This is a genomic window from Streptomyces sp. NPDC091292, from assembly GCF_044757265.1.
GTDB lineage: Bacteria > Actinomycetota > Actinomycetes > Streptomycetales > Streptomycetaceae > Streptomyces.
Window position 1 is genome coordinate 304520 of record NZ_JBIVUQ010000002.1, and the last position, 14247, is coordinate 318766.

Annotated in this window: 12 protein-coding genes; 8 read left to right on the top strand and 4 right to left on the bottom strand. The window is 72.4% G+C overall.

Annotated elements, in window-relative coordinates; translation table 11 throughout:
* Nucleotides 1–83: 83 nt before the first annotated feature.
* Nucleotides 84–1268 (bottom strand): CaiB/BaiF CoA transferase family protein, encoded by a 1185-nt coding sequence (locus ACIQNU_RS09470; protein ID WP_401363273.1) that lies wholly within the window; start codon nt 1266–1268, stop codon nt 84–86.
* A gap of 199 nt (nt 1269–1467) precedes the next feature.
* Here ACIQNU_RS09470 and ACIQNU_RS09475 point away from each other — a divergent pair, with 199 nt between their 5' ends.
* On the top strand, nt 1468–2586 hold the full coding sequence (locus tag ACIQNU_RS09475; protein WP_401363275.1) for a nitroreductase: 1119 nt from the start codon (nt 1468–1470) through the stop codon (nt 2584–2586).
* Nucleotides 2587–2631: 45 nt separating this feature from the next.
* Here the strand turns inward: ACIQNU_RS09475 and ACIQNU_RS09480 are convergent, their stop codons facing one another.
* Nucleotides 2632–3438, bottom strand: coding sequence for a GNAT family N-acetyltransferase (locus tag ACIQNU_RS09480; protein WP_401363277.1), 807 nt, complete (start codon nt 3436–3438; stop codon nt 2632–2634).
* Nucleotides 3439–3525: 87 nt separating this feature from the next.
* A complete protein-coding gene (locus ACIQNU_RS09485; protein ID WP_401363279.1) occupies nt 3526–5178 on the bottom strand; it encodes an adenosine deaminase in 1653 nt (550 codons plus the stop codon).
* A gap of 262 nt (nt 5179–5440) precedes the next feature.
* On the opposite strand from ACIQNU_RS09485, the gene ACIQNU_RS09490 reads away from it, so the two are divergent.
* From ACIQNU_RS09490 to ACIQNU_RS09500, 3 genes are all read left to right on the top strand, one after another.
* Nucleotides 5441–6184, top strand: a complete 744-nt coding sequence (locus tag ACIQNU_RS09490) for a DUF4118 domain-containing protein (RefSeq protein WP_401363282.1) — start codon at nt 5441–5443, stop codon at nt 6182–6184.
* 201 nt (nt 6185–6385) lie between these two features.
* Nucleotides 6386–7300 carry an NADP-dependent oxidoreductase gene (locus tag ACIQNU_RS09495; protein ID WP_401363285.1) on the top strand — a complete coding sequence of 305 codons (915 nt, stop codon included), beginning with the start codon at nt 6386–6388 and terminating at the stop codon, nt 7298–7300.
* A 38-nt stretch (nt 7301–7338) separates the two neighbouring features.
* Nucleotides 7339–8091: a GNAT family N-acetyltransferase gene (locus ACIQNU_RS09500; protein ID WP_401364229.1), complete on the top strand. Its 753-nt coding sequence runs from the start codon at nt 7339–7341 to the stop codon at nt 8089–8091.
* 60 nt (nt 8092–8151) lie between these two features.
* Here the strand turns inward: ACIQNU_RS09500 and ACIQNU_RS09505 are convergent, their stop codons facing one another.
* Nucleotides 8152–8586: a RidA family protein gene (locus ACIQNU_RS09505; RefSeq protein ID WP_401363288.1), complete on the bottom strand. Its 435-nt coding sequence runs from the start codon at nt 8584–8586 to the stop codon at nt 8152–8154.
* 226 nt (nt 8587–8812) lie between these two features.
* Here ACIQNU_RS09505 and ACIQNU_RS09510 point away from each other — a divergent pair, with 226 nt between their 5' ends.
* Genes ACIQNU_RS09510 through ACIQNU_RS09525 form a run of 4 tightly spaced genes read left to right on the top strand, consistent with a single transcriptional unit; the run spans nt 8813 to nt 14236 of the window.
* Nucleotides 8813–9298, top strand: coding sequence for a cupin domain-containing protein (locus ACIQNU_RS09510; RefSeq protein WP_401363291.1), 486 nt, complete (start codon nt 8813–8815; stop codon nt 9296–9298).
* Nucleotides 9298–10233, top strand: a complete 936-nt coding sequence (locus ACIQNU_RS09515) for an acyl-CoA thioesterase (RefSeq protein WP_401363294.1) — start codon at nt 9298–9300, stop codon at nt 10231–10233. The genes ACIQNU_RS09510 and ACIQNU_RS09515 overlap by 1 nt, the downstream gene beginning before the upstream one ends.
* Nucleotides 10230–11864 (top strand): AMP-binding protein, encoded by a 1635-nt coding sequence (locus tag ACIQNU_RS09520; protein ID WP_401363297.1) that lies wholly within the window; start codon nt 10230–10232, stop codon nt 11862–11864. Before ACIQNU_RS09515 ends, ACIQNU_RS09520 begins: the two co-directional genes overlap by 4 nt.
* Nucleotides 11861–14236 (top strand): bifunctional salicylyl-CoA 5-hydroxylase/oxidoreductase, encoded by a 2376-nt coding sequence (locus tag ACIQNU_RS09525; protein ID WP_401363300.1) that lies wholly within the window; start codon nt 11861–11863, stop codon nt 14234–14236. Before ACIQNU_RS09520 ends, ACIQNU_RS09525 begins: the two co-directional genes overlap by 4 nt.
* Nucleotides 14237–14247 lie beyond the last annotated feature (11 nt).

The following is a 14247-nucleotide window of genomic DNA, read 5'->3' on the forward strand; positions in this document are numbered from 1 at the left end:
GAGCCAGCGTAACAAGGAACTGAACTGAACAGTTGAGTACAAGTAGCTCGTGCCGTGCCGTTCGGTTTCCGCGTCGGTCCAGGTCAGACCGTTCCCGACGACCGCAGGGCGGCGACGGCCTCCTCGTCGTAACCGAGGCCGCGCAGGATCCGGTCCGTGTGCTCGCCGAGCGCCGGCACGGCGTCCATGCGCGCCTCGACACCGGAGAGCGTGGCCGGCGGCAGCAGGGCGCGTACAGGGCCACCCGGGGTGCCGATGTCCCGCCAGCGGTCGCGGCCCGTGAGGACCGGGTGATTCCAGTACTCGGCCACGGAGTTGAGCCGCGCGTTCGCCACCTTCGCGCGGTCGAGTGCCGCCACCATGTCGTCGGCCGTCAGCTCCGCGCAGCGGGCCGTGACGATCGCGTCCAGCTCCGCGCGGTGCGCGACCCGCGCCGAGTTGCGGTGGAACCGGGTGTCCGCAGCGAGGTCCGCGTCCTCAAGGAACACCGCGCAGAAGGACGCCCATTCACGCTCGTTCTGGACGGCCAGGAGCACGGTCGCCCCGTCCCGCGCCGGATACGGACCGTACGGCGCGATCGTCGCGTGCCCGGCGCCGGCCCGCGGCGGCTGACCGCCCGAGTACGCCGTGTAGTACCCGGGGTGCCCCATCCACTCCGACAGCGCCTCGAACAGGGACACCTCGACATGCCGGACGGTCCCGGTCGCCCGGCGCTCGTAGAGAGCGGTGAGGATGCCCGAGTACGCGTACATCCCGGCCGCGATGTCGGCGACGGCGATCCCTACCTTGGCCGGCTCCTGCGGGGTGCCGGTCACCGAGACGAGGCCGGTCTCGCACTGGATCAGCAGGTCGTACGCCTTGCGGTCGGCCCACGGTCCGTCGCCGCCGTACCCGGAGATGTCGCAGACGATGAGCCGGGGGAACCGCCGGGACAGGTCGTCGGTGCCGAGGCCGAGGCGGCCGGTGGCGCCCGGGGCGAGGTTCTGGACGAACACATCGGCGTCCGCGAGCAGCCTTTCCAGGATCTCGCGGCCCTCGGGGGTCTTGAGGTCGAGGGTCAGGGATTCCTTCGAGCGGTTGGCCCACACGAAATGGCTCGACTGCCCGTGCACCGTCTCGTCGTAGCCCCGCGCGAAGTCGCCCAGGACCGGTCGTTCGACCTTGATCACGCGGGCGCCGAGGTCGGCGAGCTGACGGGTCGCGAAGGGCGCGGCCACGGCCTGCTCCAGACTCACGACCGTGATGCCTTCGAGAGGCAGCGGACTCACGTCTCCTCCTCGTCCGGCACCCGGATTCCGGGCGCGCGGCCTGCAACGTAACAGGAGGCCGGGGCGCCGGACGCCCGTCGTGCGGGGGACGCCGCGCGGGAGCACTCTGGAAACGAGAGCCGCGCGTGAGTCACGGCATGGCCCACCCTGCTCCGGATCCGTGCTCGCTCCGGATCCGTCGGGACGGGAGGAGGTCCCCATGGGCACCGTTCACAAACACGGGCGCCACGACGTGATCGGTGACCACGCGCTCGACGACCCCACGGTCGCCCGCCTGGTCGACGACGCGTCGGCGGCACCGTCCATGCACAACACCCAGCCGTGGCGCTTCCGCTACCTCCGGGCCGAGCGCACCTTCCAGCTCCGCGCCGACCTGACCCGCGTGATGCCGCACCAAGACCCGGAGATGCGCGCCCTGCATCTGGCGTGCGGGGCGGCGCTGCTGAACCTGCGGGTGGCGGTCGCCGAGGCCGGCCTGACGGCTTCGACGACGCTGCTGCCGGACCCGGAGGACCGGGAACTCCTGGCCTCCGTACGGCTGGGGCGGCGCACGGGCGGGAGCGGCGGGCCGCAGAGCAGCGCCCGTGCCGCGGGCCGCGCCGCCGCCGGGGGCGACCCGCTCGGGAGCGCCGCCGGTACCGACGACGACCTGGCACTGCTCCACCCCTTCGTCCACATCCGCAACTCCAGCCGCTTCCCCTTCGAGGAGACGCCGATCCCCGACACCGTGCAGGCCGCGCTCGCCGACGCGTCCCGGTGCGAGGGCGCGGACCTGGCCTTCCCGGCCGGCTGGCATCTCGACCTGGTCCTCGACCTCATCCGGACCGGTGAGGAACGCAACCGGGCCGACGAGGGCGCCAGGGCCGACCGGGCGGCCTGGACCCGCACCGAGACACCGGGCGGTGAGGGCGGGGCGGCGTCCGACGGGGTGCCCCGGTACGCGTTCGGGCCCCGCGAGCGCGGCGGCAGGGTGCCGGGCCCCGACTACGAGAGCGACACGGGCGGCGCCGCCCCGGTCCGGGACACCGCCACCTTCGAACGCGATCCGCACCTCGTCCTGCTCAGCACCCCCCGCGACCACACCGACGACTGGCTGCGGGCGGGCCAGGCCATGGAACGCGTCCTGCTGCTCGCCGCCCGTTCCGGCCTCGCCAGCTCCTTCCTCACCCAGGCCATCGAGTGGCCCGATCTGCGCTGGCCGCTGCGCGACCCGGTCTCGGGGCGGGGCAACGTCCAGGTGGTGCTCCGCATCGGCTACGGACCCCACGGCCCCTCGACACCGAGGCGCGCGGCGCGGGACGTACTCGACTTCGGGTAGGGCGGCGACGTACTGGGAGAACCGTTCCCCCGCGGGAGCGCCGTCTCAGGCGCCGGGCTTGACGGCGTGCTCGGTGAACATGCCGAAGGTGCGGAAGCCGAGCCGCCGGTAGACCGGCTCGCCCTGCGCCGACGCCTGGAGGACGGCGGTCCGCAGACCCGCCTCGCGCGCCGTGTGCAGGGCGGCGAGGGTGATCGCGGCTCCGTAGCCGCGCCGGCGGTACGCGGTCAGCGTGGACACGTTGTAGATCCCGGCGACCCCGGCGTACGGGAACATCTCGACCGTGCTGACCGGGCGGCCGTCCGCGTGACCGACCAGCCACCGGGCCGGGCAGTCGGCGGACAGCGCGCGCGGGGCGGCCCGGTCGAGGAAGGCGCGGACCGTGGCCGACGGCGGATCCCAGTTGGCGGCGAGCACGGTCGCGTACTCCGCGAGCTGCCCGGGTGTGGTGACCGGGCGGATGGTCAGACCGTCGGCGTGCGCGGGTGCCGGTGCGTCGTCCAGGGCGAGGGACATTCCGGGTTCCCGGTCGGTCACCGGAAGCCCGGCCGCCGCCAGCCGCTCGGACAGATCGCCCGGCGCCGAACCGGGCCCCACCCACCAGGAGAACGGCCGCCCTGTCGCGGCGAGTTGACGCACGGTCGCGTCGATGCGGGCCGCCGCCGATCCGGGTGGGAAGCGGGCGGCGGCCACCATGTTGTACGTGTCGTCGTCGAGACCGCTGTCCGCGATCACCAGGTCGTCCGTCTCGATGGCACGGGCGCCCGCGAGGGACCGGTGCAGATGGCAGGCGTGCTCGGCGAGATTGCGTTCGGCGCGGGCCGCGAGACCGGGGCCGTCGGTGTCCTTCATGATCCCCGATTCCCTCATCCGGGAATTCCATCATCCAGGGGGCGCGGAAGCCCAGCCATTTCCGCGCCCCCGGGGCGGATCAGGCGCTCAGAGCGCGCGCCGCGCCACCCGCGACTCGAAGTCCCGGAACCACACCTCCTGCTTCCACTCCAGGGCCGCCTTGGGGCTGCGGTCGAGGAACGCCGCACAGCGCGCACTCGGCCGCCCCACACCCGGCACGGACCCCGCGCACTCCGCCACCGCACGGTAGGTGCCCGGCGCCTGCCACAGGCTGCGGCCGTTCAGGAAGGCGTGCTCCAGGGACGCGCGCGCCAGGTCCTTGAGATCCCGGTAGGACAGCCGGTACGTCTCGGCCGCGCGCCGGTACTCGTCCGTGATCGTGATCCGCGCCACGCCCTGGTCGTCCGTGGCGAGCACCACCGGCACGCCGTACCGGCGGTAGAGCGGGAACGGGTGCTCGGCGCCCCGGACCTGGAGAATCTGGTCGTTGCTCGTGAACGGCACCTCCACGGCGATGTTCCGCCGGGCCATCGTGCGCAGCAGCTCCCGGTTCCCGTCCTCGTAGCGGACGTCCACGCCGTGCCCGATGCGCTCCGCGTGCGCGGTGCCGACCGCCTCGCGGATGTGGAAGAGCAGGTCCTCCGGCTTGACCAGGCCGGGCACCAACTCGCCCGCGTGCAGGGTGATGTGGGACCGCTCGGGGTACTGGGTGCGCAGGTAGCCGAGCATGCGCATCTGGAGCCGGTAGTCGCGCAGCGCGACCTCGCCGTCCTCCGGCTGGACCAGATTGACGGCGACGAACCGCCGGTCCCGCTCGGCGAGTTCCATCCCGAGGACCATCTGCGTGTAGACCCGCTCGGGCGCACTGCCCCGGGACACCTGCGAGATGAAGCGGAAGGGCACCGAACAGGCGGGCTGGGGGCGCGCGGTGTCGCAGCGCGCGACCTCGCGGAACTCCGCCTCGGCCTTGTCCGCGTCGGCCCGTGCCGTGCGGACCACCTGCTCCATCCCGCCGTCCGCGAGCAGCTTCGCGCGCATCCGGGCCGGGTCGGGGTCGTAGCCCACCTTGGCGGCGAGCTGCTTGGCGGCGCCCGACGCCGGGGTGAGCATCAGCTCCTGGTAGAGCTGGTGGTGGTCGGCGGCCTTGTTCAGGACCTCGGCGATCATGGTGCCGGGGTGGCGCCAACTGGCCTCGCCGAACTTGTCGAACGTGGCGAAGAAGTGGTCGTGCCCGGACTCGGCGCCCGGCTTGAAGTCCTGCATCGACCAGGCGCGGATGACCTGCTTCCGCAGGGCTTCGTCGGTCCGGGTGTCGGCGGCCGGACGGGTCCCGGGACCGCACGGCGGCTCCACGGCCGTCATGTCCGCCACGCGGATGCACAGACCGTCCCTGATCGCGAGATCGATGAGCAGCTCCGTGGACACGGCGCCCGACAGATGGCTGTGCAGCTCACCGCCCTTGGGCATCGCGCGGAGGAACGCCGACAGCTCACGGGGCCGGTCGCGCAGCCCGCGCAGACGGGCGTCGGCCGTGCGCTCACCGGCGGTGGCCGGGGCGGGGGAGCCCGGGGCGGCAGGACCGGTGGCAGGACCGGTGGCCGGACCGGTGGCCGGGCCGGTGGCGGCGTCGGCGGGGGGCGGCGCCGCCGCGACGAGCGGCAGGACGGCGGCACAGACGAGGACAGCGGGAAGGAGCGCGCGGGCACGGGGACGCGTGGCGCTGCGCTGGACCGAATTCATGCCCGCATCCTGGTCAGCGGGGCATCCGGGCCCGGCGGCGACAGGCGGACCCGCTCCGACGTTCACCCGCACGGGGCGCCCGTTCGATACCGCTCCGACGGCCTGCCGGCGGCCCATCGTGGGGCCCGCGAGCGGTCTCCCGACGCGACTGTCCGGATCCATCAGGGAACTGTCAAAGATCACCGCCGCACTCGCGGCCGTCGTCCCGTGGGCGGACGCTGGAAGGTGTGCGGCGTGGACATCGCCGCGCCGGAGGTGTGCCATGACCTACCCGCTCCGTGACCGTCTCGCCCTGGGCGCGGCACTCGTCGGGCCGCTCGCCGTCACGGGTGTGCTCGCGCCGTTCCGTACGCACATCGCCGCGTCGAACCTCGCGCTGATCCTCGTGGTGGCCGTCGTCGCGGTGTCCGCGCTCGGCAACCGGGTCGCGGGCGCGCTCGCCGGAGTGTCGGCCGCCGTCTGGTTCGACTTCTTCCTCACCCGGCCCTACCAGACCTTCTCCATCGGCGCGGGCGACGACCTCACCGCCGCCGTCCTGCTGCTGCTCGTCGGACTCGCCGTGTCCCAACTCGCCGCCCGCGCAAGGACGTTGAAGGTGGTCACGATCACCGACGCCGCCCATCTCGCGGCGCTCCACGACACCGCGCGGCTCGCCCAGGCCGGTTCGCCGGACGCCGTCGTGGAAGGGGTGCGGCGCCAGCTCGTCGCCGTACTCGGCCTGCGCGGGTGCCGCTTCGAGTACGGCACCCTGCTCGGCCGGCCCGCCCGGCTCCGGCAGGACGGCTCGGTGACGGTCGACGGCCGGCAGCGGGACGTCGAGAAGGAGGGTTGGCCGGACGGCGAGATCGAACTACGGGCCTCGGCGGCCGGCCGGTACGTGGGCCGGTTCATGATGGAACCCACGCCCGGATCCCGGCCCTCGCTCCAGGCCCGCGTCGTGGCCGTGACCCTCGCGGACCACGCGGGGGCGGCGCTCGACACGGAGCCCCGGATGATCGAGTCGTGACCCGTCCGCACGGCTGGCCGGCGCTCCGCCGCCACCCCGGACCTGCATCGTTGCGGGAACATGAACACGCGCCGGTCCCGGGAACAGGGACGCGGCGCGTGTCCTTGTAGCGAGGAGGATCACCGGAGCCACGCAACCACGAGAGCCACCGGAACCATGAGAACCACGGAACCACCGGAACCACGGAATAGAGGGGTCCAGATGTCGAAGGCATACGCGTTCACCCGGAACGGCGGCCCGGAGGTCGAGGCGTTCGTCGACCGGGAGACACCCCAGCCCGGCGCCGGTGAGCTGCTCGTCGCCGTGCGGGCGGCCGGCGTCAACCCGGTCGACTGGAAGGTGCGCGAAGGCTCCCCCAGGTTCGGCGCGCCGAAGCTGCCCCAGGTCTTCGGCAACGAGGTCGCCGGGGTCGTGGCGACGGTCGGCGAGGGCGTGCTGGGGTTCGCCGTCGGGGACGCCGTGTTCGGCAACCCGCTCACCGGCGGATACGCCGAGTACACGCTGCTCGCCGCCGCGGTCGCCGCGCACAAGCCCGACGACCTGTCCTTCACGGTCGCGGCGACCCTTCCCGTCGCCGCCGCGACCGCCTACGACGGCGTGCGGCAGCTCGGCCTCGCCCCGGGCGCGACCCTGCTCGTCACCGGTGTCGGCGGCGGAGTCGGCGCGGCGGCGGCCCAGATCGCCCGCGCCGAGGGCGTACGGGTGGTGGGCGTCGCGAGCGCGGGCAAGAAGGAGTTCGTCGAGTCGCTCGGCGCGGTCCCCGTGGCCTCCGGTCCCGGCTTCGCGGACCGGGTACGGGCGGTCGCCCCGGACGGCGCGGACGCCCTGTTCGACCTGGTCGGCGGTGACGTGCTCCGCGAGGCCGCGTCCCTGGTGGCCGATCCGTCGAAGGTGATCACGGCGGCGGACGCGGGCACGGCCACCGAGCTGGGCGGCGCGGCGGTCGACCGCGCCCGTACCAGTGCCGTACTCGACGCGGTGGCCGACCTGGCACGGAAGGGGACGCTCGACCCGCATGTGAGCAGGACGTTCCCGCTGGAGCAGGCGGGCGACGCGCTGCGCGCCGTGGAGGACGGCCACGCCCAGGGGAAGATCGTGATCGAGGTCGGCGCGTGAGCGACACGTCCACGGAAGTCACCTCTTCGGAACGGATCGTGCGGCAAGGGGCGGCGCCCGGCAGCGGCGCCGACGCGGGGTCCCGCCCCGCGCCGCACGTCCTCGACAACCCCGCGTACGCCGCCCTGCACGGCCCGCACGCGCACCTCGCCGAGCACCGGGGCCGGGTGGTGCGCTACCCGGTCGACGTCACGCCCTGGCTGGCGCTCCCCGACGACCTGGGCCCGGCCGACTGGGCCGACCTCGCGGCCCTGTACGGGCCGGGCACCGACGTACCGCTCCTCGGCGTGCGCGTACCGCTGCCGGACGGCTGGGTGCGCACCTCGCGGATCCCCGGGGTCCAGCTCGTGCACGACGGGAACTACGGCGACGACGGGATGGACGCCGCGTACGACGAGGAGGCGGTGCGGCTCGGCCCCGCCGACGTACCGGAGATGCTGGACCTGGTGGAGCGGACCCGGCCGGGCCCGTTCCTGCCGCGCACCATCGAACTGGGCACCTACCTCGGGATACGGCGCGACGGTGCCCTGGTCGCGATGGCGGGGGAGCGGCTGCGTCCGCCGGGGCACACCGAGATCAGCGCGGTGTGCACGGACCCCGCGTTCCGGGGACTCGGTCTGGCCGCACGGCTCGTCCGGGCGGTGGTCGCCGGAATCCGCGAGCGGGGCGAGACCCCTTTCCTGCACACCGGAGCCGAGAACGCCGGGGCGATCCGCCTCTACGCCTCACTCGGCTTCCACCTGCGCCGCACCACCGAGTTCGGATCCGCCCGGGTGCCCCACGCGATCTGACACCTTCATGACCCCGCCGACCGCCGCGGGGTCACTCACGGTTCCGGCCGGCGCGGAAGTTCAGGACACCGCCGGCCGGACGAGGCGTTCCTCGGGGATGACCGCCACACCGACGATCTCGATCATGGCCTCCGGCTGCCACAGGCCCGTGGTGCCGATGCCGGCCATGGCGGGATAGACCGGTCCGGCCAGCTCGCGCCACACCTTCCCGATCTCCTTCCCGTGCGCCTGGTAGTCGGGGATGTCCGTCAGGTAGATCGTGATGCTCACCAGGTCCCGTGGAACGCCGCCCGCCTCCGCCAGCGTCGCGAGCACGTTGCCGAACGCCTGCCGGAACTGCTGAACGATGCCCCCGGGCACGATCCTCATGTCCTGGTCGAGGGCCGTCTGGCCGCCCAGGTGAAGCGTGTTGCCGCTGAGCGTCCCGTGCGAGTAGCCGCGGGGCTCGGGCAGGGAAGCGGGGTTGACCGGAACCGGGGCAGAGCTGGTCGCCATGAAGACCTCCTGCGGGACGGGTACGGAGGGCCGTCACCGTAACATCTGTTGACAGAGTCGTGACGCTCGTAGAAATAATGAAATACGTGAGTGCCGCCGTGGTGCGGATGGTTCCAGGAAGCGGCTGGAAAACGGCGGGGAACGGCAGGGAACAGCCGGGGGACCGTAAAGGGCGCATGCCCTCATGTCGGTCCCGTGATCGTGACGACCGACGAGAGGAGTTTCCATGGATCCCGACCCCGCCCACCACGTCCTTGAGGGCGACCACTCGATGTACGCCACCGCGAGCGGCCTGGTGGTGCCGTTCGTGACGCGTGCCGGTGCGGAGCCCGGGGACACCGGGCAGTCCGCAGGCGCCACCCGGATCTCGGGGGTGAGCAGCGGGCACACCCCGGCGACCAGGATCTGGTTCGGCAAGGTCAGCAACGAGGGCGGCTTCCGCTCGGTGCCCCACCACCACGGCGAGGCCGAGACCGGCGGCTACGTGCTCTCCGGCCGGGCCCGGATCTACTTCGGCGCCAAGTTCGAGGACTACCTCGACATGACGGAGGGGGACTGGGTCTTCGTCCCGCCGTTCCTGCCGCACGTCGAGTGCAACCTCGACCGCAACAACCCGCTGACCTGGATGACGACCCGCACCCCGGACAACATCGTCGTCAACCTCCCCGAGGTCGCGGACGCGGAGCTGCGCGACTGGACGGACCGGCCCTGATGACCGACACCACGTCAGAGTTCTTCAGCGCCGCGGTCACCCTGGCCGACGCCGAGCCCCAGCACTTCGACCTCGCGTTCACGGCGGTCACCCAGCCGTGTCCGTGGCCCAAGGCGTACGGCGGTGACCTGGTCGCCCAGGCCGCGGCAGCGGCCATGAGATCTGTCGACGACGGCAAGACCCTGCACTCCATGCACTCCTACTTCATGCGCCCCGCCGACATCGGTGCCGAGGTGCGCTACGAGGTGGAGCTGCTGCGCGACGGCCGGGGCTACGCGACCCGCCAGGTCCGCGGCTACCAGAACGGCAAGCCGCTCTACGTCTGCCTCGCCAACTTCGCCGCCGGTGAACCCGGTCCGAGCTACACCGCCGCCCGCCCCGGCTGGCTGGACACCACGGCCCTGCCCGGCCCCGAGGATCTGCCCAGCGCGGCGGACTACTTGGCGGACCGGACCGGCGGCACGATGACCGAGGTCTCCAAGACCTACTGGTCCACCGGGCGCAGCTTCGACATGCGGCACGTGCCGGGCCCGCTCTACCTCACGGTCGAGGACGAGAAGGTGCCCCACCAGGCGGTCTGGGTCAAGCCGTTCGACGCCCTGCGGCCCGTCGACGGGCTCACCGACGCACAGCGCGACACGGCGGCCCTCGCCTACGTCTGCGACTACACGATCCTGGAGCCCGTCCTGCGGGTCCTCGGCCTGCCCTGGGCGCGGGAAGGTCTCACCACCGCCAGCCTCGACCACGCGATGTGGTTCCACCGCACCCCGCGACCGGGCACGGCCGACGGTTGGCTGCTCTACGCCCAGCAGGCACTCGCGGCCGACGCCGGGCGCGGCCTCGCCTCCGGCCGCTTCTACACCCCCGACGGCACCCACCTCGCCACCGCCGTCCAGGAGGGAATGATCCGCGCGTTCCAGGGAGGGCCACGATGATCCTGTCGCCCTCCGGATACGCCGACACCTTCGCCCGCGACCACCTCCCCCCGGCCCGGCAGTGGCCGGTACTGGAGTTCACCACCGACCTGCTCCAGTACCCGGAACGCCTCAACGCCGCCGTCGAGTTGATCGACCGGCCGGTGGCCGCCTTCGGCCCCGACCGGCCCGCGCTGCGCACGCCCGACGGCGACGTCTGGACCTACGGCGAACTCCGGCGGCGCGCCGACCAGATCGCCCACGTGCTCACCGACGACCTCGGCCTCGTGCCCGGCAACCGGGTGCTCCTTCGCTCGCCCAACAACCCCTGGACCGTCGCCGCATGGCTCGGCACCATCAAGGCCGGCGGTATCGCCGTCACCACCATGGCCGCCCTGCGGGCCCACGAGCTGACACCGGTCGTGGAGCGGACCCGGCCGGCCGTCGCGCTGGTCGACCACCGCTTCCGCGCCGAGATGGACGCCGTCCGGGACACGGTCGCGCCCGGTCTGGCCGTCGTGGCGTACGGCGGTGGAGCGGCCGACGACCTGAGCAACCGGGTCAAGCAGAAGCCGGAGCGGTTCTCCGCCGTCGACACGGCCGGGGACGACGTCGCCCTGTTCGGGCCGACCTCGGGCAGTACCGGCGTACCGAAGATCACCACCCACTTCCACCGCGACCTCCTGTCGATCGACAACACCTTCGGGAGATGCACGCTCCGGCTGCGCCCCGACGACCTGGTCGCCTGCACCGCGCCCCTCGCCTTCACCTTCGGCCTCGGCATGCTCGTCGTCTTCACGCTCCGCGCGGGCGCCTGCGCCCTCCTCACCGAGACGGCCACGCCCGTGCGGCTCGCCCGGCTCGTCGCGGAGCACGGCGTGACCGTACTGGCCACCGCACCGACCGCGTACAAGCAGATCGTCAAGTCCGGCGAGGTGCGGCGACTCACCGGGCTGCGCGCCGCGGTCAGCGCGGGGGAACACATCCCGCAGGACCTGTGGGAGCAGTTGCGCGACCGGCTCGGCGTCAAGGTCATCGACGGCATCGGCGCCACGGAGATGCTGCACATCTTCATCTCGGCCGGCGGCGACGACATCCGCCCGGGAGCGACCGGCAGACCGGTCCCCGGCTACCGCGCGGCCATCCTGGGCCCGGACGGCGAAGAGGTCGGCCCCGGCGTCGAAGGACGGCTCGGCGTGATAGGCCCGGTCGGCTGCCGCTACCTGGACGACGACCGGCAGGCGCACTACGTCGTGAACGGCTGGAACGTCACCGGTGACACCTTCCGCCGCGACGAGGACGGCTACTACTGGTACCGGGCGCGCAACGACAACATGATCGTGTCGTCCGGCTACAACATCGCGGGACCCGAGGTCGAGGCCGCGATCGACACCCACCCGGACGTGGTCGAGTCGGCGGTCGTCGCCGCGCCCGATCCCGAACGCGGCGCGATCGTGTGCGCGTTCGTCGTGCTCCGCGCGGGTGTGAGCGGCGGTGCGGTGAAGGCCGGGGAGATCCAGGACCACGTCAAGCAGCGGATCGCGCCGTACAAGTACCCACGCGACGTGCGCTTCACCGACGCACTGCCGCGCAACGCGAGCGGCAAGCTCCAGCACTACAAGCTCCGCCGGATCGTGGAGGACAAGCAATGAGGATCGCCGTCGCGGGCGGGGGGCCCGGAGGTCTGTACTTCGCCGCCCTGATGAAACAGCTCGACCCGGCGCACCAGGTCACCGTCTGGGAACGCGACGCCCCTGACGAGACCTTCGGATTCGGCGTCGTCTTCTCCGACGAGACGCTCAGCGGCATCGACAACGCCGACGAGGTCGTCCACGCCGCGATGGAGAGCGGGTTCGCCCGCTGGACCGACATCGACATCGACTTCAACGGCCACCGGTTCACCGTCGGCGGCCAGGGCTTCGCGGCAATGAGCAGGCGGGACCTGCTGCGCATCCTTCAGGAGCGGGCCGCCGCACTCGGGGTCACGGTCCACCACCGCACCCCGGCACCCGACGTGGACGAACTGCGCGCGTCCCACGACCTGGTCGTCGCCGCCGACGGCCTCCACTCCACCATCCGGACGAAGTACGCCGACGTCTTCGGCCCTTCGCTGGACCGGCGGCGGAACAAATACATCTGGCTCGGCACCGACCTGGTCTTCGAGGCGTTCCAGTTCTTCGTCCGGCAGACGCGCTGGGGCACCATGCAGATCCACGGCTACCCCTACTCCGACACCGGCTCGACCTTCATCGTGGAGATGCACGAGGACGTCTGGCGGCGCGCCGGATTCGACCGCACCGAGGACCAGGTATTCCCGCCGGGCGCCTCCGACACGTACGCCGTCGCCAGGGTCCGGGACATCTTCGCCGACGAGTTGAGGGGCCATCAGGTCCTCACCAACAACTCGAAGTGGCTCAACTTCACGACGGTGCGCAACGAGCGGTGGTACGACGGCAACGTGGTGCTGCTCGGCGACGCCGCGCACACCGCCCACTTCTCCATCGGATCGGGCACGAAACTCGCCATGGAGGACGCGCTCGCGCTGGCGGCCTGCCTCCACGAACACCCGACGGTGGCCGGGGCGCTGGAGACCTACCAGGCCGAACGCAAGCCGGTCGTCGAGTCGACCCAGCGGGCCGCGCAGGCATCGCTGGAGTGGTTCGAGAACATCGGCATGTACGCCGGTCAGGAACCCGCCCGGTTCGCCTTCAACCTCCTCACCCGCTCGCGCCGTATCACCTTCGAGAACCTGAAGGAGCGCGACGCCGAGTTCGCCGCGCTCATGGAGACCGAGTTCGCCAGGGACCAGCAGGCCCCCGGCGTAGCCCCGGCGATGTTCCAGCCGGTCCGCATCGGCCCGCTCGCACTCAAGAACCGTGTCGTCGTCTCCCCGATGGACATGTACTCCGCGGAGTCCGGTGTCCCGGGCGACTTCCACCTGGTGCACCTGGGCTCCAAGGCGCTCGGCGGAGCCGGTCTGGTGATGACCGAGATGGTCTGCGTCTCACCCGAGGGCCGGATCACCCCGGGCTGCACGGGGCTGTGGAACGACGAGCAGCGCGAAGCCTGGCGCCGCGTCACCGACTTCGTGCACGACAGCACGACCGGCCGTATCGGTCTCCAACTCGGCCACGCGGGGCGCAAGGGCTCCACCCAACTCATGTGGGAGGGCATGGACCGGCCGCTGGACGACGGCAATTGGGAGGTCATCGGCCCGTCCGCCATCCCCTACGGCACCGGCTGCCACGTCCCGCGCGAGGCCACCCGCGACGACATGGACAAGGTGGTCGCCGACTTCGCCGCCGCCGCCGAACGCGGAGTACGGGCGGGCTTCGACCTCATCGAGGTGCACGCGGCCCACGGCTACCTCCTGTCGGCGTTCCTCTCTCCCGTCGCCAACCGGCGCACCGACGCGTACGGGGGGCCGCTGGAGAACCGTCTCAGATTCCCGCTGGAGGTCTTCGACGCGGTGCGCCGGGCCGCCCCGCCCGGGATCCCGGTGACCGTCCGTATCTCGGCCACCGACTGGATGCCGGACGGCACCACCGAGGACGACGCCGTGGACATCGCCCGCGCGTTCATCGCGCACGGTGCCGCCGCCATCGACGTCTCCACGGGACAGGTCGCCCAGGACGAGAAGCCGGCGTTCGGCCGCTCGTACCAGACGCCGTTCGCCGACAGGATCCGCCACAAGGTGGCCGGGCCCGCGGGCGTGAAGGTGATCGCGGTAGGCGCCATCTCCTCCTACGACGACGTCAACTCGATCCTGCTCGCCGGGCGGGCGGACCTGTGCGCCCTGGGCCGCCCCCATCTCTACAACCCGCAGTGGACCTTGCAGGCCGCGGCCGAACAGGAGTACCGGGGGATCGGCGGCGAGTGGCCGGTGCAGTGGCAGGCGGGCCGCCGCCCACCGCCGGCGTCCCGCACCGACAAGATCCCGCCACGGCTGGCGCTGCTGCGGGAGGGCGCGGCCGGGACCGTGCACCTGCGGTGGACGCCCCGCCCGGACACGGTGTCCGCCTGACCGCCAGGCAA